Origin of the sequence: Aeromonas sp. R4-3 (assembly GCF_040908275.1) — a bacterium.
Classification (GTDB): domain Bacteria; phylum Pseudomonadota; class Gammaproteobacteria; order Enterobacterales; family Aeromonadaceae; genus Aeromonas; species Aeromonas rivipollensis.
Genome location: NZ_JBFODK010000054.1, coordinates 106,188 through 126,972 on the forward strand (window position 1 = coordinate 106,188; position 20,785 = coordinate 126,972).

33 protein-coding genes are annotated in these 20,785 nt (G+C 56.2%); 30 read left to right on the forward strand and 3 right to left on the reverse strand.

Annotation, left to right across the window (positions count from 1 at the left end; translation table 11 throughout):
* Nucleotides 1-54: 54 nt before the first annotated feature.
* Both AB5Y91_RS16440 and greB read right to left on the reverse strand, forming a co-directional pair.
* Nucleotides 55-2,367, reverse strand: coding sequence for a Tex family protein (locus AB5Y91_RS16440; RefSeq protein WP_368170286.1), 2,313 nt, complete (start codon nt 2,365-2,367; stop codon nt 55-57).
* Nucleotides 2,368-2,620: 253 nt separating this feature from the next.
* Nucleotides 2,621-3,094: a transcription elongation factor GreB gene (gene greB / locus AB5Y91_RS16445; RefSeq protein ID WP_025325381.1), complete on the reverse strand. Its 474-nt coding sequence runs from the start codon at nt 3,092-3,094 to the stop codon at nt 2,621-2,623.
* A 225-nt stretch (nt 3,095-3,319) separates the two neighbouring features.
* Here greB and ompR point away from each other — a divergent pair, with 225 nt between their 5' ends.
* Both ompR and envZ read left to right on the forward strand, forming a co-directional pair.
* Nucleotides 3,320-4,039, forward strand: coding sequence for a two-component system response regulator OmpR (ompR, locus tag AB5Y91_RS16450; protein WP_368170287.1), 720 nt, complete (start codon nt 3,320-3,322; stop codon nt 4,037-4,039).
* A complete protein-coding gene (gene envZ / locus AB5Y91_RS16455) occupies nt 4,036-5,346 on the forward strand; it encodes a two-component system sensor histidine kinase EnvZ (RefSeq protein WP_368170288.1) in 1,311 nt (436 codons plus the stop codon). Before ompR ends, envZ begins: the two co-directional genes overlap by 4 nt.
* Nucleotides 5,347-5,383: 37 nt before the next feature.
* Here the strand turns inward: envZ and AB5Y91_RS16460 are convergent, their stop codons facing one another.
* Nucleotides 5,384-6,298 (reverse strand): DMT family transporter, encoded by a 915-nt coding sequence (locus AB5Y91_RS16460; RefSeq protein WP_139745052.1) that lies wholly within the window; start codon nt 6,296-6,298, stop codon nt 5,384-5,386.
* A gap of 355 nt (nt 6,299-6,653) precedes the next feature.
* Between AB5Y91_RS16460 and rpsJ the strand changes: the two genes are divergently transcribed.
* The 28 genes from rpsJ (at nt 6,654) to rplQ (ending at nt 20,276) form a co-directional block, all read left to right on the forward strand.
* Nucleotides 6,654-6,965, forward strand: a complete 312-nt coding sequence (rpsJ, locus tag AB5Y91_RS16465) for a 30S ribosomal protein S10 (RefSeq protein ID WP_005307944.1) — start codon at nt 6,654-6,656, stop codon at nt 6,963-6,965.
* A gap of 22 nt (nt 6,966-6,987) precedes the next feature.
* Complete coding sequence (gene rplC / locus AB5Y91_RS16470; protein ID WP_025325385.1) at nt 6,988-7,620, forward strand: 50S ribosomal protein L3; 633 nt, start codon at nt 6,988-6,990, stop codon at nt 7,618-7,620.
* A gap of 17 nt (nt 7,621-7,637) precedes the next feature.
* Nucleotides 7,638-8,243: a 50S ribosomal protein L4 gene (gene rplD / locus AB5Y91_RS16475; RefSeq protein WP_025325386.1), complete on the forward strand. Its 606-nt coding sequence runs from the start codon at nt 7,638-7,640 to the stop codon at nt 8,241-8,243.
* Nucleotides 8,243-8,542, forward strand: coding sequence for a 50S ribosomal protein L23 (gene rplW / locus AB5Y91_RS16480; protein WP_343213389.1), 300 nt, complete (start codon nt 8,243-8,245; stop codon nt 8,540-8,542). The genes rplD and rplW overlap by 1 nt, the downstream gene beginning before the upstream one ends.
* A gap of 15 nt (nt 8,543-8,557) precedes the next feature.
* On the forward strand, nt 8,558-9,379 hold the full coding sequence (rplB, locus tag AB5Y91_RS16485) for a 50S ribosomal protein L2 (RefSeq protein ID WP_005331177.1): 822 nt from the start codon (nt 8,558-8,560) through the stop codon (nt 9,377-9,379).
* 22 nt (nt 9,380-9,401) lie between these two features.
* A complete protein-coding gene (rpsS, locus tag AB5Y91_RS16490; protein ID WP_005307960.1) occupies nt 9,402-9,680 on the forward strand; it encodes a 30S ribosomal protein S19 in 279 nt (92 codons plus the stop codon).
* Nucleotides 9,681-9,690: 10 nt separating this feature from the next.
* Nucleotides 9,691-10,035, forward strand: a complete 345-nt coding sequence (rplV, locus tag AB5Y91_RS16495) for a 50S ribosomal protein L22 (RefSeq protein ID WP_005319741.1) — start codon at nt 9,691-9,693, stop codon at nt 10,033-10,035.
* A gap of 3 nt (nt 10,036-10,038) precedes the next feature.
* A complete protein-coding gene (rpsC, locus tag AB5Y91_RS16500) occupies nt 10,039-10,752 on the forward strand; it encodes a 30S ribosomal protein S3 (RefSeq protein WP_005331168.1) in 714 nt (237 codons plus the stop codon).
* 13 nt (nt 10,753-10,765) lie between these two features.
* Nucleotides 10,766-11,179: a 50S ribosomal protein L16 gene (rplP, locus tag AB5Y91_RS16505; RefSeq protein ID WP_005307963.1), complete on the forward strand. Its 414-nt coding sequence runs from the start codon at nt 10,766-10,768 to the stop codon at nt 11,177-11,179.
* Complete coding sequence (rpmC, locus tag AB5Y91_RS16510) at nt 11,179-11,370, forward strand: 50S ribosomal protein L29 (protein WP_005319733.1); 192 nt, start codon at nt 11,179-11,181, stop codon at nt 11,368-11,370. The genes rplP and rpmC overlap by 1 nt, the downstream gene beginning before the upstream one ends.
* The gene (rpsQ, locus tag AB5Y91_RS16515; protein WP_005307966.1) at nt 11,370-11,618 is read left to right on the forward strand and encodes a 30S ribosomal protein S17; all 249 of its coding nucleotides are present in this window, start codon (nt 11,370-11,372) and stop codon (nt 11,616-11,618) included. Before rpmC ends, rpsQ begins: the two co-directional genes overlap by 1 nt.
* A gap of 148 nt (nt 11,619-11,766) precedes the next feature.
* Nucleotides 11,767-12,135, forward strand: a complete 369-nt coding sequence (rplN, locus tag AB5Y91_RS16520) for a 50S ribosomal protein L14 (RefSeq protein WP_005307975.1) — start codon at nt 11,767-11,769, stop codon at nt 12,133-12,135.
* Nucleotides 12,136-12,146: 11 nt separating this feature from the next.
* Nucleotides 12,147-12,464 (forward strand): 50S ribosomal protein L24, encoded by a 318-nt coding sequence (rplX, locus tag AB5Y91_RS16525; protein ID WP_025325387.1) that lies wholly within the window; start codon nt 12,147-12,149, stop codon nt 12,462-12,464.
* Nucleotides 12,465-12,477: 13 nt separating this feature from the next.
* A complete protein-coding gene (rplE, locus tag AB5Y91_RS16530) occupies nt 12,478-13,017 on the forward strand; it encodes a 50S ribosomal protein L5 (protein WP_005331162.1) in 540 nt (179 codons plus the stop codon).
* A gap of 10 nt (nt 13,018-13,027) precedes the next feature.
* Entirely contained in the window at nt 13,028-13,333 is a 306-nt protein-coding gene (gene rpsN, locus AB5Y91_RS16535; RefSeq protein WP_005331161.1) for a 30S ribosomal protein S14, read from the forward strand.
* A 19-nt stretch (nt 13,334-13,352) separates the two neighbouring features.
* Nucleotides 13,353-13,745, forward strand: coding sequence for a 30S ribosomal protein S8 (gene rpsH, locus AB5Y91_RS16540; protein ID WP_005307980.1), 393 nt, complete (start codon nt 13,353-13,355; stop codon nt 13,743-13,745).
* Nucleotides 13,746-13,758: 13 nt separating this feature from the next.
* A complete protein-coding gene (gene rplF / locus AB5Y91_RS16545) occupies nt 13,759-14,292 on the forward strand; it encodes a 50S ribosomal protein L6 (RefSeq protein ID WP_106885233.1) in 534 nt (177 codons plus the stop codon).
* 9 nt (nt 14,293-14,301) lie between these two features.
* Complete coding sequence (gene rplR, locus AB5Y91_RS16550; protein ID WP_033130012.1) at nt 14,302-14,655, forward strand: 50S ribosomal protein L18; 354 nt, start codon at nt 14,302-14,304, stop codon at nt 14,653-14,655.
* 14 nt (nt 14,656-14,669) lie between these two features.
* A complete protein-coding gene (gene rpsE, locus AB5Y91_RS16555) occupies nt 14,670-15,170 on the forward strand; it encodes a 30S ribosomal protein S5 (RefSeq protein ID WP_005340605.1) in 501 nt (166 codons plus the stop codon).
* Between the two features lie 6 nt (nt 15,171-15,176).
* Nucleotides 15,177-15,356 (forward strand): 50S ribosomal protein L30, encoded by a 180-nt coding sequence (gene rpmD, locus AB5Y91_RS16560; RefSeq protein WP_005307985.1) that lies wholly within the window; start codon nt 15,177-15,179, stop codon nt 15,354-15,356.
* 2 nt (nt 15,357-15,358) lie between these two features.
* The gene (gene rplO, locus AB5Y91_RS16565) at nt 15,359-15,796 is read left to right on the forward strand and encodes a 50S ribosomal protein L15 (protein WP_025325390.1); all 438 of its coding nucleotides are present in this window, start codon (nt 15,359-15,361) and stop codon (nt 15,794-15,796) included.
* A gap of 8 nt (nt 15,797-15,804) precedes the next feature.
* The gene (gene secY, locus AB5Y91_RS16570) at nt 15,805-17,133 is read left to right on the forward strand and encodes a preprotein translocase subunit SecY (RefSeq protein ID WP_005307989.1); all 1,329 of its coding nucleotides are present in this window, start codon (nt 15,805-15,807) and stop codon (nt 17,131-17,133) included.
* A gap of 27 nt (nt 17,134-17,160) precedes the next feature.
* Entirely contained in the window at nt 17,161-17,274 is a 114-nt protein-coding gene (rpmJ, locus tag AB5Y91_RS16575; RefSeq protein WP_005319705.1) for a 50S ribosomal protein L36, read from the forward strand.
* A gap of 139 nt (nt 17,275-17,413) precedes the next feature.
* The gene (gene rpsM / locus AB5Y91_RS16580) at nt 17,414-17,770 is read left to right on the forward strand and encodes a 30S ribosomal protein S13 (protein WP_005307991.1); all 357 of its coding nucleotides are present in this window, start codon (nt 17,414-17,416) and stop codon (nt 17,768-17,770) included.
* A 14-nt stretch (nt 17,771-17,784) separates the two neighbouring features.
* Nucleotides 17,785-18,174: a 30S ribosomal protein S11 gene (gene rpsK / locus AB5Y91_RS16585; RefSeq protein ID WP_005319702.1), complete on the forward strand. Its 390-nt coding sequence runs from the start codon at nt 17,785-17,787 to the stop codon at nt 18,172-18,174.
* Between the two features lie 39 nt (nt 18,175-18,213).
* The gene (gene rpsD, locus AB5Y91_RS16590; RefSeq protein WP_010672568.1) at nt 18,214-18,834 is read left to right on the forward strand and encodes a 30S ribosomal protein S4; all 621 of its coding nucleotides are present in this window, start codon (nt 18,214-18,216) and stop codon (nt 18,832-18,834) included.
* A gap of 25 nt (nt 18,835-18,859) precedes the next feature.
* Nucleotides 18,860-19,849, forward strand: coding sequence for a DNA-directed RNA polymerase subunit alpha (rpoA, locus tag AB5Y91_RS16595; RefSeq protein ID WP_005307997.1), 990 nt, complete (start codon nt 18,860-18,862; stop codon nt 19,847-19,849).
* A 43-nt stretch (nt 19,850-19,892) separates the two neighbouring features.
* Complete coding sequence (gene rplQ, locus AB5Y91_RS16600; protein WP_005307999.1) at nt 19,893-20,276, forward strand: 50S ribosomal protein L17; 384 nt, start codon at nt 19,893-19,895, stop codon at nt 20,274-20,276.
* Nucleotides 20,277-20,785 lie beyond the last annotated feature (509 nt).

The window sequence follows — 20,785 nt, forward strand, 5'->3', positions numbered from 1 at the left end:
CTATGCCGGCGATGTAAAAAAGCCCCTCGCGGGGCTTTTGTCGTTTCGGGGCAATCACTTCTTCATCTTGGAGAGGGCGGCGGCGAAGGCGTTGCCCATGGCGCCACCGGCTGGGGCACCCTGTTTCGGCTCCTGCCTGGGTCTGGCGCTGCCTGCACCCGATGGGCGGGATTCCGCTGGCTTGCGGGCGGGTTGCCCCGCTTTCTCGTCGAGGCGCATGGTCAGGCTGATGCGCTTGCGCGGTACATCCACCTCCAGCACCTTGACCCGCACTATGTCCCCCGCCTTGACCACCTCGCGGGGATCCTTGACGAAACGGTCGGTCAGGGAGGAGATGTGCACCAGCCCGTCCTGATGGACGCCGATGTCGACGAAGGCGCCGAAATTGGTGACGTTGGTGACCACACCTTCCAGCACCATCTCGGGCACCAGGTCGCTTATCTTCTCCACCCCGTCCCTGAAGGTGGCAGTCTTGAACTCGGGGCGCGGATCCCGGCCCGGCTTGTCCAGCTCGCCTATGATGTCGGTGACAGTGGGCACGCCGAATTGCTCGTCCGTGTAGTCGGCCGGTTTCAGGCTGCGCAGCAAGCTGCTGTTGCCGAGCAGGCTGTCGACTGTCTGTTCAAGTTGGGCGAGGATCCGCTCCACCACTGGATAGGATTCCGGGTGCACCGCCGAGCCGTCCAGCGGATTGTTGCCGCCGCGAATGCGCAGGAAGCCGGCGCACTGCTCGAACGCCTTGGGTCCGAGTCGGCTCACCTTCAGTAGTTGCTGGCGGCTCTTGAAGGCGCCGTGCTCATCCCGATAGGCGACTATGTTCTGGGCCAGGGTCTGGGAGAGGCCGGAAACCCGGTTGAGCAGGGCGACCGAGGCGGTATTCACATCCACGCCGACCGCGTTCACGCAATCCTCGACCACGGCATCCAGCCGGCGGGCCAGCTGGCTCTGGCCGACGTCGTGCTGGTACTGGCCCACGCCTATGCTCTTGGGATCGATCTTGACCAGCTCGGCCAGGGGGTCCTGCAGGCGGCGGGCGATGGAGACGGCACCACGGATGGAGACATCGAGATCCGGGAACTCCTGGGAGGCGAGTTCGGAGGCGGAGTAGACCGAGGCGCCTGCCTCGCTCACCACTATCTTCTGCGCCTTGGCGGCGGGGTAGCGCTCGAACAGATCGCTCACCAGGCGGTCGGTCTCCCGGGAGGCGGTGCCGTTGCCTATGCTGATGAGCTCGACCTTGTGCTTCTGGCACAGCTCGCTCAGGGTCTTGAGGCTCTGGTCAATCTGGCGCTTGGGTTCGAACGGGTAGATGGTGGCGTGATCGACCAGCTTGCCGGTGGCATCCACCACGGCTACCTTGACCCCGGTGCGGATGCCGGGATCCAGCCCCATGGTGCAGCGCATGCCGGCCGGCGCTGCCATCAGCAGATCCTTGAGGTTCATGGCGAACACCTTGATCGCCTCGTCCTCTGCCGATTCGCGGATGCGGCCGATAAGCTCGGTTTCCATCTGCAGGGAGAGCTTGATCTTCCAGGTCCAGCTCACCACCCCCTGCAGCCACTTGTCGGCCGGACGGCTCTGCAGATTGAGTTTGAGGTGATGGGCGATGATCCCTTCGCAGGGGCTGGCACTCTCATCGTCACCGGTGACCAGCGCCAGGTTGAGGATCCCCTCGTTGCGCCCGCGCAGCATGGCCAGCACCCGGTGGGAGGGGGCCTTGTGCAGCGGTTCGTCATGTTCGAAGTAGTCCTTGAACTTGGCCCCTTCCTGCTCCTTGCCGGCCACCACGCGGGCACGCAGGGTGGCGTTGTGCCACAGGTAGTCACGCAGCTTCTCCAGCAGGTCGGCCTGCTCGGCGAAGCGCTCCATCAGGATGTAACGGGCGCCGTCGAGGGCGGCCTTGCTGTCGTTTATTCCCTGCTCGGCATTGAGGAAGCGGGCTGCCGCTTGCTCGGGATCCTTCATGGGATCGGTGAGCAACAGGTTGGCCAGCGGCTCCAGCCCAGCTTCGATGGCCATCTGCCCCTTGGTGCGACGCTTGGGCTTGTAGGGGAGGTAGAGATCTTCGAGCCGGGTCTTGCTGTCGGCACCGTTCAGCTCGCGCGCCAGCTCGGGGGTCAGCTTGCCCTGTTCCTCGATGGAGCGAAGGATCACCTGGCGGCGATCCTCCAGTTCACGCAGATAGCCGAGGCGGCTCTCCAGGGTACGCAGCTGACTGTCGTCCAGACCGCCGGTCACCTCCTTGCGATAACGGGCGATAAAGGGAACGGTCGAGCCTTCATCCAGCAGGCGCACGGCGGCCTGCACCTGTTCCGGGCGGGCATTCAGCTCACCGGCAATCTGTCTCTCAATTACATGGCTGTGCATCTGGGGTCTCTGTGGTCGGGTCCTGTCTAACTGGCCAGCACGGGGCTATGTCGCCGTACAGGGGGTCTGTCCTAGCGGTACTCAAGGTACCAGCCAAGCCACTGCCGCGCGGGCCGGTTGGCGCCGCAAGGCGCCGGGTGTGAGCACTATATGAGGTCGACGCTGGGGATGCCACCCCGGGCAAGGGTGCCAGCCTGACCCCGCAGGGGCAGGTGGTCACCGGGGCGGGTGGGCCCGCGCTCTCCCGGCAGGGTCACTTGGGGTAGCTGATGTCGTTGACATACCAGCAGGCGTCACCCACTGGCGTGCGCACTATTGCCTCGTCGCCGACCTCTTTCTTGAGCAGGGCGCGGGCCATGGGGGAGTCGATGGAGATGTAATCCTTGCGACCGAAGATCTCGTCATAGCCGACGATGCGAAAGCGCTTGGTCTCTCCCTCTTCACTCTCCACCTCGACCCAGGCGCCGAAGAACACCTTGCCCTCCTGGGAGGGGGAGTAATCGACTATGGTCAGCTCCTCCAGGCACTTGCGCAGGTAGCGGACCCGGCGGTCTATCTCCCGCAGCCGCTTCTTGTTGTACTGGTAGTCGGCGTTCTCGCTGCGATCCCCGAGGCTCGCCGCCCAGGCAACCTTCTTGGTGACCTCGGGTCTCTCCTCGCGCCACAGGGTGTCGTGTTCCTGCCGGAGCTGGTTGTAGCCTTCACGGGTGATGAGTTTGGTTTTCATGGGCTTATCAGTCCCTGCTGCCTGCATGGTGGGTTGCGTCGTCTTGCTCGGGATCTTAGCCATTGGCGTCCGAGTGTCGAGCAGAAATGCATGGAAAAAGGCCCGCTCGGAGCTGTTTCATCCACGGGATCCCCCGGCCAAGGGTAATAACCGGTAACATATTTATGCTTTGTGGTTGCCAGAGCGGGCCCTAGTATTGGGAGGAGACAGAGAGGAGAGGCGGCAATGAGTCAGCAATACAAGGTCCTGGTGGTCGACGACGACCTGAAACTACGCTCCCTGCTGGAGCGTTACCTCACCGAACAGGGATTTGTGGTGCGGGGTGTTGCCAATGGAGAGCAGGCTGATCGCCTGCTGACACGCGAGAACTTCAGCCTGATGGTACTCGACCTGATGCTGCCGGGGGAGGACGGGCTCTCCATCTGCCGCCGCCTGCGGGAGGCGGGCAACCAGATCCCGGTGCTGATGCTCACCGCCAAGGGGGACGAAGTGGATCGCATCGTCGGTCTGGAGATGGGGGCGGATGACTATCTGCCCAAGCCGTTCAACCCCCGTGAGTTGCTGGCCCGGATCCGCGCCGTGTTGCGCCGCCATACCGTCGAGCTGCCCGGCGCCCCCTCCACAGCCGAGAAGATGGTGAGCTTTGGCACCTATCAACTCAACCTGGCGACCCGCGAGCTGAGCCGTGACGGGGAGCCGGTGGCCTTGACCAGCGGCGAGTTTGCCGTCCTCAAGGTGTTGGTGAGCCACCCTCGCGAGCCGCTCTCCCGGGACAAGCTGATGAACCTGGCCCGGGGCCGGGAATACACAGCCACAGAGCGCAGCATAGATGTGCAGGTCTCCCGTCTGCGCCGCCTGCTGGAGCAGGATCCGGCCCAGCCCCGTTACCTGCAGACAGTGTGGGGCCTGGGCTATGTCTTCGTGCCGGACGGTGACGGGGAATGAAAAAAGTGGGTAGCATGTTCTCCCGCATGCTCTGGTTCCTGGCCGCCGTGCTGGTGGTCTATCAGGTTGTCTCCTACGCCACCTTCTACAACTATCTGCTGGCGCCCACCGTCAAGCAGATCAGCCACCTGCTGGCCAATCAGGTCAAGCTCATCTTCCCTGCCGACAGCAACCAGCTGGCGCTGAGCGAGGATGCCGAGGCGCTGGTCTATGTGACCACGGGCAGCGACATCTACACCCAGAGCGAGGCGGAGCAGCACGGACTCAAGGATTCCAAGCCCTACCCCTATCTGGAGGAGAACATCAGCCGCGAGCTGAAGGGGGAAACCAGGGTCAGGGTCGAGATCCAGGATCACTACATCATCTGGATCCAGCCGCCCCAGGCCAGCCAGATGTGGGTGCGCATCCCCCTGACCGAGATCGAGGATGACGACATAGAGCCCCTCATCATCTACATGAGCGTGCTGCTGGTAGTGACCCTGTTTGCGGCCTGGCGCTTCGCCCGCCAGCTGGTGCGGCCGCTGGAAGATCTGGAGGCGGGGGCCGTGGCCGTGGCGCGGGGCCAGTTCCCCGATGCCCTGGGAGAGCACGGTTCGCGGGAGGTACGCCGCCTGACTCGCACCTTCAACCACATGTCGCACTCCATCAAGGGCCTGATCGAAGAGCGCAACCTGATGATGGCCGGGGTCTCCCACGATCTGCGCACGCCCCTGACCCGCATCCGGCTGGCGACCGAGATGATGTCCTCCGGGGATGAGTACCTCAAGGAGAGCATCAATGCGGACATCGACGAGTCCAACGGCATCATAGATCAGTTCATCGACTACATACGCCCGAACGAGGGGCTGGATGCCCATCCGATCGACCTGACCCAGCTCATCCACGATGCGCTGCTGATGCAGACCGATCAGGGGTTGGAAGTGGAGCTGCTCCTGCCGGAGCAGGCGGTGCGGGTGGCCTGCCATCCCATCAGCATCCGCCGCATCCTCAACAACCTGTCGGGCAATGCGCTGCGCTACGGCGCGACCCGGCTGCAGGCCGAGCTGAAGGACGATGGCCACTGGGTCAGGTTGCGGCTATCCGACAATGGCCCCGGGATAGCGGAGCAGGACTACTCCCGGGTGCTCAAACCCTTTACCCAGGGCAATCTGGCGCGCACCGGCGGTGGCAGTGGCCTGGGGCTGGCCATAGTCGCCAAGATAGTGTCCCAGCACCACGGCACCATCAAGCTGGGCCGCTCTGATCTGCGGGGCTTGCTGGTGGAGATCCGGCTACCCAAGCACCAGCCGCTGGAGTGGATGGATTGAACGAAGGGCGCATCTGTGGATGCGCCCTTCTGCATTGTCAGGCTTGTGGCTCGGCCGTCTTGCGGTAGCGCTTGCCGTATTTGAGTTGCTGGATCAGCAGGGCGGCGACGATCAGCGCCAGCCCTATGGGGGTGGCGGGATGAATGGCTTCGCCGATCAAGAGGTTGAGCAGCACCAGCGAAGCAAACGGCGAGATGAATATGAGGTTGCTGATGGGGGCCGTGTTGGTGGCATGGCGCAGGGCCATCAGCCAGAGCACGAAGCCGAATCCCATCTCGAACAGTCCCACATAGATGGCTCCGAGCCAGCCCTGCCAGGCGGTCATGGCAAAGTCGGCGAGCAGCCAAGTCGCCACCACGATGAACGGCAGGCTGATGAGGAAGCCAAGCAGCAGGCTGACGATGGGATCCCCCTGGTTGCGGGTGTTGAGGATCCAGTAGCCGGCCCAGATGAGGGTAGAGACCAGGGCCAGCGTCACCCCGAGCGGGCTGTCAAACTGCAGGCCGAACACGTCCCCCCTGGTGGCGATCACCAGGGCGCCGAAGTAGCCAAGGACTATGGCCACGCCGTCACGGCGCCGGAGCTTCTGGCCGAGGAAGGGGACGGCCAGCAAACTCAAGGTGATGGCCCAGGTGTAGTTGAGGGTCTGGGCCTGCTGGGCAGGCAGCAGGTCATAGGCCTTGAACAGCAGCAGGTAGTAAAGGAAGGGGTTCAGCACCCCCAGGGCCAGATAGTAGAAGGGGCGGGCCCTGAGATAGCTCAGCAGCAGGGGCAGCTTGCCCTGGATCGCCACGATGGACCCCAGGGTCAGAGTCGAGGTGATGGCGGCGACCAGCAGCAACTGCACCGGCTCGAAGTAGGCGAGGGATATCTTGAAGGCGGTGGCTACCGTCGACCAGAGGGCGACGGCGCAGAGTCCGTATTGATAGGCTTTCTTCTGATTCTTGAGCATCGGGGTCGTTCCGCTGACTGAGGCAAGGGGGCAGTCTATCAGCCTGTTTGCAACATTGTCGTTACCGCTTTGTGGCTGGCAGGAGAGCGATCGCCGGCGAGATCCATCCGTCACACAAAGTTGCGCACAATCTGTCCGCCTTCTCTTGCGCGAATTGAAAAAATCCGTATAATCCCCTCCGCTTGCCCATGAGGCATGCCAGACGATATGTCTGCTGCTGAGCTTCCCGCTTACGAGTCGCCAGCCATACAGTCCTCCCGATATGGGAGGAAACGTGAAAAATCACACCTCTGGCGGGAGTAATCTCGGTCGGGCGGTGTTGATTTATGTTCTTTTATCTATTGGAGCTCTGTCAATGCAGAACCAAAGAATCCGTATCCGCCTGAAGGCTTTTGATCATCGCCTGATCGATCAATCCACTGCGGAAATCGTTGAAACTGCAAAGCGCACCGGCGCGCAGGTTCGCGGTCCTATTCCGCTGCCGACTCGCAAAGAGCGCTTCACCGTCCTGATCTCCCCGCACGTCAACAAAGATGCGCGTGATCAGTACGAGATCCGCACTCACAAGCGTCTGGTAGACATCGTTGAGCCGACTGACAAGACCGTAGACGCCCTGATGCGTCTGGATCTGGCAGCTGGTGTAGACGTCCAGATCAGCCTGGGTTAATTACGGAAAGAGGTTGATAACAATGACAATCGGTCTTGTAGGTCGCAAAGTGGGTATGACTCGCATCTTCACTGAAGATGGCGTTTCTATCCCGGTGACTGTTATCGAAGTTGAAGCTAACCGTGTAACTCAGGTCAAATCTGTAGAAACCGACGGCTACAACGCTATTCAGGTTACCACTGGCGCCAAGAAAGCCAGCCGTGTGACCAAGCCGGAAGCTGGCCACTTCGCCAAAGCTGGTGTAGAAGCCGGTCGCGGTCTGTGGGAGTTCCGCCTGAACAACGGTGAAACTTTCACTGTTGGTAGCGAGCTGAAAGTAGATCTTCTCGCTGACGTTAAGATGGTTGACGTTACCGGCACATCCAAGGGTAAAGGTTTTGCGGGCACTGTAAAGCGCCACAACTTCCGCACCCAGGATATGACCCACGGTAACTCCCTGTCCCACCGTGTACCTGGCTCCATCGGTCAAAACCAGACCCCGGGCCGTGTATTCAAGGGCAAAAAGATGGCTGGTCACATGGGTGCTGAGCGTGTAACGACTCAGAACCTGGAACTGGTTCGTGTTGACGCTGAACGCAACCTGCTGCTCATCAAAGGCGCAGTACCGGGTGCAACCAACGGCAACGTGATCGTCAAACCTGCCGTCAAAGCGTAACGTCTGAGGAGATAGTAATGGAATTGGTAATGAAAGACGCCAAGAGCGCTCTTGAAGTTTCCGAGACTACCTTCGGGCGCGAATTCAACGAAGCTCTGGTTCACCAGGTCGTCGTTGCATATGCCGCTGGTGCCCGTCAGGGTACTCGTGCGCAGCTGACTCGCTCTGAAGTGTCTGGTGGCGGCAAAAAGCCGTGGCGTCAGAAGGGTACTGGTCGTGCCCGTGCTGGCTCCATCCGTTCGCCCATCTGGCGTTCCGGTGGTGTGACCTTTGCTGCTAAGCCGCAAGATCACAGCCAGAAAGTAAACAAGAAGATGTACCGCGGCGCTATCCGTAGCATCCTGTCCGAGCTGGTACGTCAAGAGCGCCTGATCGTTGTCGAGAAATTCGGCATCGAAGCGCCGAAGACCAAAGAACTGATCGCCAAGCTGAAAGAAATGGAACTGACTGACGTTCTGATCGTGACTGCTGAAGTCGATGAGAACCTGTTCCTGGCTGCTCGCAACCTGTACAAGGTCGACGTGCGTGATGTTGCCGGTATCGACCCGGTCAGCCTGATCGCTTTCGACAAGATTCTGATGACTGCTGACGCAGTTAAGCAAATCGAGGAGATGCTGGCATGATCCGCGAAGAACGTCTGTTGAAAGTTCTGAAGGCTCCGCACATCTCTGAAAAGAGCACCATGGTCGCAGAAAAGCAGAACACTATCGTGTTCAAAGTTGCTGTTGATGCCACCAAGGCGGAAGTCAAAGCTGCAGTTGCGAAACTGTTCGAGGTCGAAGTTGAGACCGTCCGTACCCTGAACATGAAGGGTAAGACCAAGCGCTCAGGTGCGCGTGTAGGCCGTCGTTCCGATTGGAAAAAGGCTTATGTGACCCTGAAAGCTGGTCAGGACATCGACTTCATGGGCGCAGCCGAGTAAGAGGAGTTCTCAAAAATGGCAATCGTTAAGTGCAAGCCTACTTCTCCGGGCCGCCGCCACGTCGTCAAGATCGTCAACCAAGAGCTGTACAAGGGCAAGCCCTTCGCCGCTCTGCTGGACAGCAAAAGCAAGTCCGGTGGTCGTAACAACAACGGCCGTATCACCACCCGTCATATCGGTGGTGGTCACAAGCAACACTACCGTATCGTCGACTTCAAACGCGACAAAGACGGCATTCCGGCCAAAGTAGAGCGTCTGGAATACGATCCTAACCGTACCGCAAACATCGCCCTGGTGCTGTATGCAGACGGTGAGCGTCGTTACATCCTGGCTCCGAAAGGCCTGAAAGCAGGTGATGCTATCGCTTCTGGTGCTGATGCTGCGATCAAGGTAGGTAACTCCCTGCCGATGCGTAACATCCCGGTTGGTTCTACCGTTCACGCCGTAGAAATGAAACCTGGTAAAGGTGCCCAGCTGGCTCGTTCCGCTGGTACTTTCATCCAGATTCTGGCTCGTGAAGGTAACTATGTAACTCTGCGTCTGCGTTCCGGCGAAGTACGTAAAGTTCTGGCCGAGTGCCGCGCCACCATTGGTGAAGTGGGTAACTCCGAGCACATGCTGCGTCAACTGGGTAAAGCCGGTGCAAACCGCTGGCGTGGTATTCGTCCGACCGTTCGCGGTATGGCGATGAACCCGGTTGATCACCCGCACGGTGGTGGTGAGGGTCGTAACAAGGGCATGCAGCCTGTGTCCCCATGGGGCCAGAAGGCTAAGGGCTTCAAGACCCGTAAGAACAAGCGTACCGACAAGTACATCGTACGTCGTCGTAACAAGTAATTGTTAACATAGAGGAATCACCATGCCACGTTCTCTCAAGAAGGGTCCATTTATTGACCTGCACTTGCTGAAGAAGGTAGAGAAAGCGGTGGAAAGCGGGGATAAAAAGCCGGTTAAGACCTGGTCCCGTCGTTCAATGATCATCCCGAACATGATCGGTTTGACCATCGCTGTCCATAATGGTCGTCAGCACGTTCCGGTTTTCGTTACCGAAGAAATGATCGGTCACAAACTGGGTGAATTCGCACCGACTCGTACTTATCGCGGCCATGCTGCTGATAAGAAGGCTAAGAAGCGCTAAGGGATAAATGATGGAAGCTATCGCTAAACACCGTTATGCCCGTACTTCTGCCCAGAAAGCTCGTCTGGTAGCCGATCAAGTACGTGGTCTGTCCGTAGACAAGGCTCTGAACATCCTGACCTTCAGCCCGAAAAAGGCTGCGGTTCTGGTGAAGAAAGTGCTGGAATCTGCCATTGCAAACGCTGAGCACAACGAAGGCGCCGACATCGACGCCCTGCGTGTTGCCACCATCATGGTAGACGAAGGTCCCTCCATGAAGCGCATCCGCCCGCGTGCCAAAGGTCGCGCGGATCGTATCCTCAAGCGTACCGCTCACATCACTGTAGTGGTATCCGACGCTAAGGCTGGGAGATAAGCAATGGGTCAGAAAGTACATCCTAATGGCATTCGCCTGGGTATTACCAAGCCTTGGAATTCTACCTGGTTCGCGAACACCAAAGACTTCGCTGACAACCTGTACAGCGATTTCCAAGTACGCCAGTTCCTGACCAAGGAGCTGAAAAACGCTTCCTTGTCCAAGATCACCATCGAGCGTCCGGCCAAGAGCATCCGTGTGACCATTCACACCGCTCGTCCGGGTGTCGTGATCGGCAAGAAAGGCGAAGACGTTGAGAAACTGCGCAAAGCCGTAGCCGCTATTGCTGGCGTGCCTGCTCAGATCAACATTTCCGAAGTCCGCAAGCCGGAGCTGGATGGCAAACTCGTTGCCGACAGCATCACTTCTCAGCTGGAACGTCGCGTAATGTTCCGTCGCGCTATGAAGCGCGCCGTACAGAACGCCATGCGCCTGGGTGCCAAGGGCATCAAAGTAGAAGTGTCCGGTCGTCTGGGCGGCGCTGAAATCGCGCGTACCGAATGGTACCGTGAAGGTCGTGTGCCTTTGCACACCCTGCGTGCCGACATCGACTACGCAACTTCTGAAGCCCACACCACTTACGGTGTGATCGGCGTCAAAGTTTGGATCTTCAAGGGCGAAGTTCTGGGCGGTCTGGCTGCTGTTAACGCTGCCGCTGCTCAAGAGCAAGCTCCTGCAAAGCCCAAGCGTGACAACAAGCGCCGCGCTGCTAAGTAAGGAGATTCGGTAAATGTTGCAACCTAAGCGTACTAAATTCCGCAAGACCCATAAGGGTCGTAACCGCGGTCTGGCCAACTCTGGTAACGAAGTATCCTTCGGTACCTTTGGCCTGAAGGCGACATCTCGTGGTCAACTGACTGCTCGTCAAATCGAAGCAGCCCGTCGTGCCATGACCCGTCACGTAAAGCGTCAAGGTAAGATCTGGATCCGTGTGTTCCCGGACAAGCCCATCACCGAAAAGCCCCTCGAAGTTCGTATGGGTAAAGGTAAGGGCAACGTGGAATATTGGGTCTGCCCGATCCAGCCTGGCAAGGTTCTGTACGAGATGGATGGTGTACCTGAGGCTCTGGCGCGTGAAGCGTTTGCCCTGGCCGCAGCTAAGCTGTCCGTTCAGACCACTTTCGTAATTAAGACGGTGATGTGATGAAAGCCCAAGATCTGCGTCAAAAGAGCGTCGATGAACTGAACCAGGAGCTGCTGGGTCTGCTGCGTGAGCAATTCAACATGCGCATGCAAGCTTCCACCGGCCAGCTGGCTCAGACTCACACTCTGAAACAAGTGCGTCGTGACGTCGCACGTATCAAGACTGTACTGACTGAGAAGGCAGGTGCGTAATGACTGACAAGATCCGTACTCTGCAAGGTCGTGTAATTAGCGACAAGATGGACAAGTCCATCACCGTCGCTATCGAGCGCAAGGTAAAGCACCCGATCTACGGTAAGATCATCAAGCGCACTACCAAGCTGCACGTACATGACGAGAACAACGAGTGTAAAGCTGGCGATCTCGTGGAAATCCGCGAATGCCGCCCGCTGTCCAAGACCAAGTCCTGGACCCTGGTTGCTGTCGTAGAAAAGGCCTAATTCGGTACTTTTTAGCCCAAACGGCCCCCCATCGGGGCCGTTTGTTTTTTAGGCTACCTTTTCAAAAATACCTGTGTTATAGTTTCGCGCCTTTTGAAGGCAGCCAGATCCCATTAGGGATAAGAAGTAAACAAAGCGGAGCACTAAGATGATCCAGATGCAAAGTATGCTGGGTGTTGCCGACAACTCCGGCGCTCGCAGTGTAATGTGTATTAAGGTTCTGGGTGGTTCGCACCGCCGTTATGCCGGCATCGGCGACATCATCAAGGTTTCCATCAAGGAAGCTATTCCTCGCGGTAAAGTGAAGAAAGGTGATGTGTATAACGCGGTGGTCGTACGCACCCGTAAAGGCGTTCGTCGTCCGGACGGCTCTGTCATCCGTTTCGACAACAATGCGGCTGTGTTGCTTAACAACAACCAACAGCCAATCGGTACTCGTATTTTTGGCCCGGTGACCCGTGAACTCCGTAATGAGAAGTTCATGAAGATTGTGTCCCTGGCACCCGAAGTACTGTAAGGAGTCGAACGATGGCAGCGAAAATCCGTCGCGAAGACGAAGTAATTGTTCTTACCGGCAAAGACAAGGGCAAGCGTGGCAAAGTCACTCAAGTCCTGATTGCAAAAGGTAAGGTAATCGTGGAAGGCATCAACCAGGTGAAGAAACACCAGAAGCCGGTACCCGCATTGGGTCAGGCTGGCGGTATCGTCACCAAAGAAGCCCCCATCGATGTATCTAACATCGCGCTGTTCAACTCTGCCACTGGCAAGGCTGACCGCGTTGGTTTCCGGATTGAAGACGGCAAGAAAGTCCGTTTCTTCAAATCCACCGGCGAACTTGTGAAGTAATTGGAGTTTAACGATGGCGAAACTGCATGATTACTACAAATCCGATGTAGTAAATGAACTGTCCAAGCAGTTCGGTTACAAGACTATCATGCAAGTCCCTCGGATCGAGAAAATCACCCTGAACATGGGTGTTGGTGAAGCGATCTCTGACAAGAAGTTGCTGGAAAATGCTGCTGCCGATATGGCTGCCATTTCCGGTCAGAAACCGCTGATCACCAAAGCACGCAAATCTGTTGCGGGCTTCAAGATTCGTGAAGGCTACCCGATAGGTTGTAAAGTAACCCTGCGTGGCGAGCGTATGTGGGAGTTCCTGGAACGGCTGATTTGCATCTCCGTACCGCGTATCCGTGACTTCCGTGGTCTGAACGCTAAGGCGTTTGATGGCCGTGGTAACTACTCCATGGGCGTGCGTGAGCAAATCATCTTCCCGGAAATCGACTATGACAAGGTCGATCGCGTCCGTGGTCTGGATATCACCATCACCACTTCCGCGAATACCGACGAAGAAGGCCGTGCTCTGCTGGCTGCCTTTAACTTCCCATTCCGCAAGTAAGGTTAGGGTTATGGCTAAAACATCCATGAAAGCACGTGAAGCAAAGCGTGCGAAGCTGGCAGCCAAGTTCGCGACCAAGCGTACCGAGCTGAAAGCTATCATCGTTGATATGAACGCTTCTGAAGAAGCGCGTTGGGATGCTGTCTTGCAACTGCAACAGCTGCCCCGTGATTCCAGTCCGTCCCGCCAGCGTAACCGTTGCAACATCACTGGTCGTCCGCACGGTTTCCTGCGGAAGTTTGGCCTCTCTCGCATCAAGGTGCGTGAGCATGCCATGAAGGGCGAAATTCCGGGCCTCAAAAAGGCCTCTTGGTAAGAATCTCGGGAGTTAGACTATGAGCATGCAAGATCCGATCGCGGATATGCTGACCCGCATCCGTAACGGTCAGGCGGCGAGCAAAGTTGCGGTTTCCATGCCTTCTTCCAAGCTGAAAGTGGCTATTGCCAAAGTGCTGAAGGAAGAAGGTTACATCGCTGGCTACTCCGTAGCAGGTGATGTGAAGCCGGAACTGGAAATTGAACTGAAATATTTCCAGGGCAAGCCGGTTGTAGAACTGATCCAACGCGTGAGCCGTCCCGGCCTGCGTATTTACAAGCGCACTACTGATCTGCCGAAAGTCATGGGCGGTCTCGGTGTTGCTATCGTGTCCACGTCTAAAGGTGTGATGACCGACCGTGCTGCCCGCAAGGCAAGCATGGGTGGTGAGATCATCTGCTACGTCGCTTAATAGGAGGTCGGAAATGTCTCGCGTTGCTAAGGCACCCGTCACTATTCCTGCTGGCGTAGAGGTGACTCTGAACGGTCAGGAACTGTCCATCAAAGGTGGTAAAGGTTCTCTGGTTCGTTCCATCCACGCCGGTGTAGAAGTGACCAAAGAAGACAATGTACTGAAGTTCGCCCCGCGCGACGGCATCGCTGGTGCTGACGCTCAGGCCGGTACTGCACGTGCATTGGCTAACAACATGGTAATCGGTGTTACCCAAGGCTTCGAGCGCAAGCTGCAGCTGGTTGGTGTTGGCTACAAAGCCTCCATCAAGGGCAATGCTGTCGCGCTGGCTCTGGGCTTCTCTCACCCGGTTGAGCATGCGCTGCCGGCTGGTGTCACCGCTGAATGTCCGTCCGCCACAGAGATCATTCTGCGTGGTGTGGACAAGCAGCTGGTTGGCCAAGTCGCCGCCGATATCCGTTCTTACCGCGCTCCGGAGCCCTACAAGGGCAAGGGTGTACGCTATGCCAACGAGCAAGTGCGTACTAAAGAAGCTAAGAAGAAGTAAGGTAACACTATGGACAAGAAAGCAGCTCGTCTCCGTCGTGCTACTCGTGCTCGGAAAAAGATGCAGGAACTGGGAGCTACCCGTCTGGTTGTTCACCGTACCCCGCGTCATATCTATGCGCAGGTTATCGCAGCCAACGGTTCCGAAGTTCTGGCCTCTGCTTCTACAGTAGAGAAAGCCATCAGTGAAGCGCTCAAATCTACCGGTAATGCAGATGCAGCTACCGCAGTAGGTAAAGCAATCGCTGAGCGTGCTATTGCCAAAGGCGTTCAGAACGTATCTTTCGATCGTTCCGGTTTCAAGTATCACGGTCGTGTAGCCGCTCTGGCTACCGCTGCTCGTGACGCTGGTCTTCAGTTCTAAGCTAGGAGTCGAAGATGGCTAAAGTCGAATCTCAAGCCGGCGAACTGCAAGAAAAGCTGATTGCAGTAAACCGTGTTTCGAAAACTGTTAAAGGTGGTCGTATCATGTCCTTCACCGCGTTGACCGTGGTGGGTGATGGTAACGGCCGTGTAGGTTACGGTTACGGTAAGGCCCGTGAAGTTCCGGCTGCCATTCAAAAGGCAATGGAACAGGCTAAACGTAACCTGAACAAGGTTGAACTGAACAATGGCACTCTGCACCACCCGGTGCGCGGTGTTCACTCCGGTTCCACCGTGTTCATGAAGCCGGCCTCACAAGGTACTGGTATCATTGCAGGCGGCGCCATGCGTGCCGTACTGGAAGTTGCCGGTATCCATAACGTGCTGGCCAAGACCTACGGTTCCACCAACCCAATCAACGTTGTTCGCGCAACTGTAGACGCTCTGGTTCACGGTCAATCACCGGAACAGATCGCTGCCAAGCGTGGTCTGCGCGTTGAAGAAATTCTGGGGTAATGCGACATGGCTAACACTGTAAAAGTAACTCAAACTCGCAGCTCTATCGGCCGTCTGCCAAAGCACAAGGCGACTCTGCGTGGTCTGGGTCTGCGTCGCATTGGTCACACCGTCGAGCTGGAAGATACTCCCTGCGTACGCGGCATGATCAACCAGGTTTATTACATGGTTAAGGTGGAGGGCTAAGCATGCGTCTGAATACTCTGTCTCCGGCCGCTGGTTCCAAGCGTGTTAAGCACCGTCCGGGCCGTGGTATCGGTTCTGGTCTGGGCAAGACCGGTGGTCGTGGTGTGAAAGGTCAAACTTCTCGTTCCGGTGGCGGTAAAGTCCGCAACGGTTTCGAGGGTGGCCAGATGCCTTTGAAAATCCGTCTGCCGAAGTTCGGTTTCTTCTCTCGCAAATCTTTGGTTTCTGCCGAAGTGCGCCTGAACGAAATCGCCCTGGTAGAAGGTGATGTGGTCGATTTGAGCACTCTGAAGCAAGCCGGTGTTGTTACCAAGAACATCGTTTTCGCTAAAGTTGTTCTGTCTGGCAACATTGACCGTGCTGTGACCGTTCGTGGTCTGTCCGTCACCAAAGGTGCACGTGCAGCCATCGAGGCCGCTGGCGGTAAAATCGAGGAATAATCAGTACAATGGCTAAGAAACCAGGATTGGATGTTAAAGCACAAGGTGGTCTGAGTGAACTGAAGAGCCGTCTGCTCTTCGTTCTCGGGGCAATTATCGTGTTCCGCGCAGGCTCTTATGTGCCGATTCCTGGTATTGACGCCGCCGTACTGGCCGAGTTGTTCCAACAACAGAAGGGCACCATCATTGAGATGTTCAACATGTTCAGTGGTGGTGCACTCTCGCGTGCTTCTATTCTTGCGCTGGGGATCATGCCGTACATTTCGGCGTCGATCATTATCCAGCTGCTGACAGTGGTTCATCCTGCTCTTGCTGAACTCAAGAAAGAGGGTGAATCCGGCCGTCGCAAGATTAGCCAATATACCCGTTGGGGCACGCTGGTTTTGGGAACGTTCCAGGCCATTGGTATTGCAACCGGTCTGCCGAATATGATGCAGGGACTCGTGACTCATCCGGGTTTGGGCTTCTATTTCACGGCCGTTGTGAGTCTGGTCACCGGTACCATGTTCTTGATGTGGTTGGGTGAACAGATTACCGAGCGTGGGATTGGTAATGGTATCTCGTTGATTATTTTCACGGGTATCGTTGCTGGTCTGCCTCATGCCATTGGCGCTACGGCCGAACAGGCACGTCAAGGGGAATTGCACATCCTGCTGTTGTTGTTGCTGGGCTTGATTGTTTTCGCAGTGACTTACTTTGTGGTGTTCGTGGAGCGTGGTCAGCGTCGTATCGTCGTTAACTATGCCAAGCGTCAACAAGGCCGCCAAGTATTCGCCGCGCAAAGCACACACCTGCCGTTGAAAGTGAATATGGCCGGTGTGATTCCTGCGATTTTCGCATCCAGCATCATCCTCTTCCCAGGGACCATTACCTCTTGGTTTGGTCAGGGCGAGGGCAAGGTGGCTGATATCCTGCAACAGGTCTCTATGGTCCTGCAGCCGGGTCAACCCTTGTATGAGATGCTCTATGCAGCAGCCATTATCTTCTTCTGCTTCTTCTATACCGCGCTGGTGTTCAACCCCCGCGAGACAGCAGATAATTTGAAGAAGAGTGGAGCCTTTATCCCGGGGATCCGCCCGGGCGAGCAGACAGCACGTTACATCGATAAGGTTATGACTCGCCTGACATTGGCAGGTGCGCTCTATATAACCTTTATCTGTCTGGTACCCCAGTTCTTGATGACTGCCTGGAACGTACAGTTCTACTTCGGTGGCACTTCGCTGCTGATTATCGTGGTAGTTATCATGGACTTCATGGCTCAGGTACAAACCCATATGATGTCTCATCAATATGGTGACGTCCTGAGGAAGGCCAACCTGAAGGGCTACGGCCGCTAAAGGTCGGCGTAGTTACGGAGTTAAGCAATGAAAGTTCGTGCTTCCGTTAAGGCAATCTGCCGTAACTGCAAAATCATCAAGCGTCACGGTGTGGTGCGTGTGATTTGCAGCGAGCCAAAGCATAAACAGCGCCAAGGCTAATTTTTTACGGTTAGTACTTGCAACAAATAGTTGTGCTGGCTAATATAGCCAGCCAACTTTTGTTGTGTATTGGTTGACCGCCACGTATCCGCTCACGGGCTTTGTGGTGGTCGTTATCTACGCTAAGTAGGAGTGAACAGTGGCCCGTATCGCTGGCATTAACATTCCTGACCATAAGCATGCAGTCATTGCGTTGACTGCGATTTATGGCGTCGGTCGTACCCGCTCCAAGGCCATCTGTGCCGCAGCCGGTATTGCTGAGAATGTGAAAATTAAAGACTTGGACGAAGCTCAGATCGAAAGTCTGCGCGAGCAAGTAGGTAAATTCACCGTTGAAGGTGACTTGCGTCGTCAGATTTCCATGAACATCAAACGCTTGATGGATCTGGGTTGCTACCGTGGTTTGCGTCACCGTCGTAGCCTGCCTGTTCGTGGTCAACGTACCAAGACCAACGCTCGTACCCGTAAGGGTCCGCGCAAGGCTATCAAGAAGTAACGGGAAGGTAGAAAATGGCTAAAACTCCGACTCGTGCTCGCAAGCGCGTTAAAAAGCAAGTGAGCGACGGTATTGCGCACGTTCATGCATCTTTCAACAACACAATCGTGACCATTACTGACCGTCAGGGCAATGCTCTGTCATGGGCTACCTCCGGTGGTTCAGGTTTCCGTGGTTCCCGTAAGTCCACTCCGTTTGCTGCCCAGGTAGCTGCTGAGCGTGCTGGTGAGATCGCCAAAGAATACGGCGTGAAGAACCTGGAAGTCATGGTCAAAGGTCCGGGTCCCGGTCGTGAGTCTTCCATCCGCGCTCTGAACGCGGCTGGTTTCCGCATCACTAATATTACTGATGTGACTCCGATCCCGCACAACGGTTGTCGTCCTCCCAAGAAGCGCCGCGTATAACGCTGTAGCTACTTGGTCTAGGATTGTTGGAGAAAGAAGATGGCAAGATATATCGGTCCTAAGCTTAAGCTTAGCCGTCGTGAGGGCACCGACCTCTTCCTGAAGTCTGGTGTTCGTGCGATTGATTCTAAGTGCAAGATTGACACCGTTCCTGGTCAACACGGTGCGCGTAAAGCGCGTCTGTCTGACTATGGCGTGCAACTGCGCGAGAAACAAAAAGTACGTCGTATCTACGGCGTATTGGAAAAACAGTTCCGCAACTACTACCGCGACGCTGCCCGTCAAAAGGGTAACACCGGTGAAAACCTGTTGCAGCTGCTGGAAGGTCGTCTGGACAACGTCGTCTACCGCATGGGCTTCGGCGCCACTCGTGCTGAGTCTCGTCAGCTGGTGAGCCACAAAGCCATCATGGTAAACGGCCGCGTTGTGAATGTTCCTTCTTTCCAGGTATCCCCTGAGGACGTGATCTGCGTTCGCGAGAAGGCTAAGAAGCAAGCGCGTATCAAAGCTTCCCTGGAAGTTGCTGGTCAGCGCGAGAAGCCGACTTGGGTAGAGGTTGACGCTGCTAAGATGGAAGGTGCCTTCAAGCGCCTGCCAGAGCGTTCCGACCTGTCTGCCGACATTAACGAACAGCTGATCGTCGAGCTTTACTCCAAGTAAAGCTAGCTTCTAAAGAGAGGACACAATGCTGGGTTCTGTAACAGATTTTCTTAAACCGCGGCTAGTTGACATCGAGCAAGTTAGCCCGACTCACGCGAAAGTGACTCTCGAGCCGCTTGAGCGTGGCTTTGGCCACACGCTGGGTAATGCCCTGCGTCGTATTTTGCTGTCATCTATGCCCGGTTGTGCAGTTACTGAAGTCGAGATCGACGGAGTACTGCACGAGTACAGCAGCAAAGAAGGTGTACAGGAAGACATTCTTGAAATCCTGCTCAACCTGAAAGGTATCGCTGTGAAGCTGGAAGGCAAGGACGAGGTAACTCTGTCCCTGACCAAGTCTGGAACAGGCCCCGTTACCGCTGGTGATATCACTCACGGTGATGAAGTCGAGATCGTAAACCCGGAGCACGTAATCTGCCACCTGACAGGGGCCAATGCTGAGATCAGCATGCGTCTGAAAGTTCAGCGCGGTCGTGGTTATGTGCCTGCTTCTGCTCGTGTTCACAACGATGATGAAGAGCGTCCTATTGGTCGCCTGCTGCTGGACTCCGCGTTCAGCCCCATCGTTCGCATCGCCTACAATGTTGAGGCGGCACGTGTGGAACAGCGCACCGACTTGGACAAGCTGGTTATCGACATGGAGACCAATGGTACTCTGGATCCGGAAGAAGCCATTCGCCGTTCTGCCACTATTTTGGCCGAACAGCTGGAAGCCTTCGTGGATCTGCGCGATGTCAGTGTGCCCGAGAAGAAAGAAGAGAAACCCGAGTTTGATCCGATTCTGCTGCGTCCTGTCGATGATTTGGAGCTGACAGTTCGTTCAGCGAACTGTCTGAAGGCAGAAGCTATCCACTATATTGGTGATCTGGTACAGCGTACCGAAGTTGAGTTGCTTAAAACTCCTAACCTCGGTAAGAAGTCCCTGACTGAGATCAAGGATGTGTTGGCCTCCCGTGGTCTGTCTCTTGGCATGCGCCTTGAGAACTGGCCGCCCGCCAGCATCGCTGACGAGTAATCCAGATTACGGGTTTCACAGATTTAGTTAGAAGGATAAGGTCATGCGCCATCGTTTGAGTGGTCGTCAACTGAACCGGAACAGCAGCCATCGTCAGGCTATGTTCCGCAACATGGCCAGCTCCCTGGTTCGTCATGAGATCATCAAGACGACTCTGCCTAAGGCAAAAGAGCTGCGTCGTGTAGTTGAACCGCTGATCACCCTTGCCAAGACTGATAGCGTTGCTAATCGTCGCCTGGCATTTGCCCGTACTCGCGATAACGCGATCGTGGCTAAGCTGTTCAATGAACTGGGCCCGCGCTACCTGGAGCGCGCCGGCGGTTATACTCGCATTCTGAAATGCGGTTTCCGTGCAGGCGACAACGCTCCTATGGCTTACATCGAGCTGGTAGACCGCCCGGCCGCTGCTGAAGCAGCTGCTGAGTGATAAAGAAAAAGCCGGGCTTGTCCCGGCTTTTCTTTTAATGGATTCTGATACTGCTTCAACTGCTTCAACTGCTTCAACTGCTTCAACTGCTTCAACTGCTTCAACTGCTTCAACTGCTTCAACTGCCTCAACTGCTTCAACTGCCTCAACTGCCTCAACTGTGCTGTTGCTATTAACCTAGTCCTTCGTCTACGTCTTCTTTATATAGGTATTCCTCATCATCGAGGCGAGCCTTCATTTACCTGGTGCAGGGATATGCGCACCAACAGGATGCAGAGATCTATGCAAGGAACGCTGCCAACGTGCTCCAAACTTAGGTCCGCTTTGTGGGTAAGTCTGTATAAAAACTGTGGTTAGTTATGAATAACTAAAAAAGTACCGATTTTTGCAATTTTATTGCTTTGAGGGGCTTGTCAGAAAGTTTCAGCTCCCTATAATGCGCCTCCATCGACAGGGCAAGCGGCAACGCAAACAACCTCGTCGATAACCTCGAAAAGCCTTTGAAAATA

Bases quoted from the DNA above. Each gene is read 5' to 3' on its own strand.
- AB5Y91_RS16440 (WP_368170286.1), bottom strand. From the start codon at position 2,367: ATGCACAGCCATGTAATTGAGAGACAGATTGCCGGTGAGCTGAATGCC.
- greB (WP_025325381.1), bottom strand. From the start codon at position 3,094: ATGAAAACCAAACTCATCACCCGTGAAGGCTACAACCAGCTCCGGCAG.
- ompR (WP_368170287.1), top strand. From the start codon at position 3,320: ATGAGTCAGCAATACAAGGTCCTGGTGGTCGACGACGACCTGAAACTA.
- envZ (WP_368170288.1), top strand. From the start codon at position 4,036: ATGAAAAAAGTGGGTAGCATGTTCTCCCGCATGCTCTGGTTCCTGGCC.
- AB5Y91_RS16460 (WP_139745052.1), bottom strand. From the start codon at position 6,298: ATGCTCAAGAATCAGAAGAAAGCCTATCAATACGGACTCTGCGCCGTC.
- rpsJ (WP_005307944.1), top strand. From the start codon at position 6,654: ATGCAGAACCAAAGAATCCGTATCCGCCTGAAGGCTTTTGATCATCGC.
- rplC (WP_025325385.1), top strand. From the start codon at position 6,988: ATGACAATCGGTCTTGTAGGTCGCAAAGTGGGTATGACTCGCATCTTC.
- rplD (WP_025325386.1), top strand. From the start codon at position 7,638: ATGGAATTGGTAATGAAAGACGCCAAGAGCGCTCTTGAAGTTTCCGAG.
- rplB (WP_005331177.1), top strand. From the start codon at position 8,558: ATGGCAATCGTTAAGTGCAAGCCTACTTCTCCGGGCCGCCGCCACGTC.
- rpsS (WP_005307960.1), top strand. From the start codon at position 9,402: ATGCCACGTTCTCTCAAGAAGGGTCCATTTATTGACCTGCACTTGCTG.
- rplV (WP_005319741.1), top strand. From the start codon at position 9,691: ATGGAAGCTATCGCTAAACACCGTTATGCCCGTACTTCTGCCCAGAAA.
- rpsC (WP_005331168.1), top strand. From the start codon at position 10,039: ATGGGTCAGAAAGTACATCCTAATGGCATTCGCCTGGGTATTACCAAG.
- rplP (WP_005307963.1), top strand. From the start codon at position 10,766: ATGTTGCAACCTAAGCGTACTAAATTCCGCAAGACCCATAAGGGTCGT.
- rpmC (WP_005319733.1), top strand. From the start codon at position 11,179: ATGAAAGCCCAAGATCTGCGTCAAAAGAGCGTCGATGAACTGAACCAG.
- rpsQ (WP_005307966.1), top strand. From the start codon at position 11,370: ATGACTGACAAGATCCGTACTCTGCAAGGTCGTGTAATTAGCGACAAG.
- rplN (WP_005307975.1), top strand. From the start codon at position 11,767: ATGATCCAGATGCAAAGTATGCTGGGTGTTGCCGACAACTCCGGCGCT.
- rplX (WP_025325387.1), top strand. From the start codon at position 12,147: ATGGCAGCGAAAATCCGTCGCGAAGACGAAGTAATTGTTCTTACCGGC.
- rplE (WP_005331162.1), top strand. From the start codon at position 12,478: ATGGCGAAACTGCATGATTACTACAAATCCGATGTAGTAAATGAACTG.
- rpsN (WP_005331161.1), top strand. From the start codon at position 13,028: ATGGCTAAAACATCCATGAAAGCACGTGAAGCAAAGCGTGCGAAGCTG.
- rpsH (WP_005307980.1), top strand. From the start codon at position 13,353: ATGAGCATGCAAGATCCGATCGCGGATATGCTGACCCGCATCCGTAAC.
- rplF (WP_106885233.1), top strand. From the start codon at position 13,759: ATGTCTCGCGTTGCTAAGGCACCCGTCACTATTCCTGCTGGCGTAGAG.
- rplR (WP_033130012.1), top strand. From the start codon at position 14,302: ATGGACAAGAAAGCAGCTCGTCTCCGTCGTGCTACTCGTGCTCGGAAA.
- rpsE (WP_005340605.1), top strand. From the start codon at position 14,670: ATGGCTAAAGTCGAATCTCAAGCCGGCGAACTGCAAGAAAAGCTGATT.
- rpmD (WP_005307985.1), top strand. From the start codon at position 15,177: ATGGCTAACACTGTAAAAGTAACTCAAACTCGCAGCTCTATCGGCCGT.
- rplO (WP_025325390.1), top strand. From the start codon at position 15,359: ATGCGTCTGAATACTCTGTCTCCGGCCGCTGGTTCCAAGCGTGTTAAG.
- secY (WP_005307989.1), top strand. From the start codon at position 15,805: ATGGCTAAGAAACCAGGATTGGATGTTAAAGCACAAGGTGGTCTGAGT.
- rpmJ (WP_005319705.1), top strand. From the start codon at position 17,161: ATGAAAGTTCGTGCTTCCGTTAAGGCAATCTGCCGTAACTGCAAAATC.
- rpsK (WP_005319702.1), top strand. From the start codon at position 17,785: ATGGCTAAAACTCCGACTCGTGCTCGCAAGCGCGTTAAAAAGCAAGTG.
- rpsD (WP_010672568.1), top strand. From the start codon at position 18,214: ATGGCAAGATATATCGGTCCTAAGCTTAAGCTTAGCCGTCGTGAGGGC.
- rpoA (WP_005307997.1), top strand. From the start codon at position 18,860: ATGCTGGGTTCTGTAACAGATTTTCTTAAACCGCGGCTAGTTGACATC.
- rplQ (WP_005307999.1), top strand. From the start codon at position 19,893: ATGCGCCATCGTTTGAGTGGTCGTCAACTGAACCGGAACAGCAGCCAT.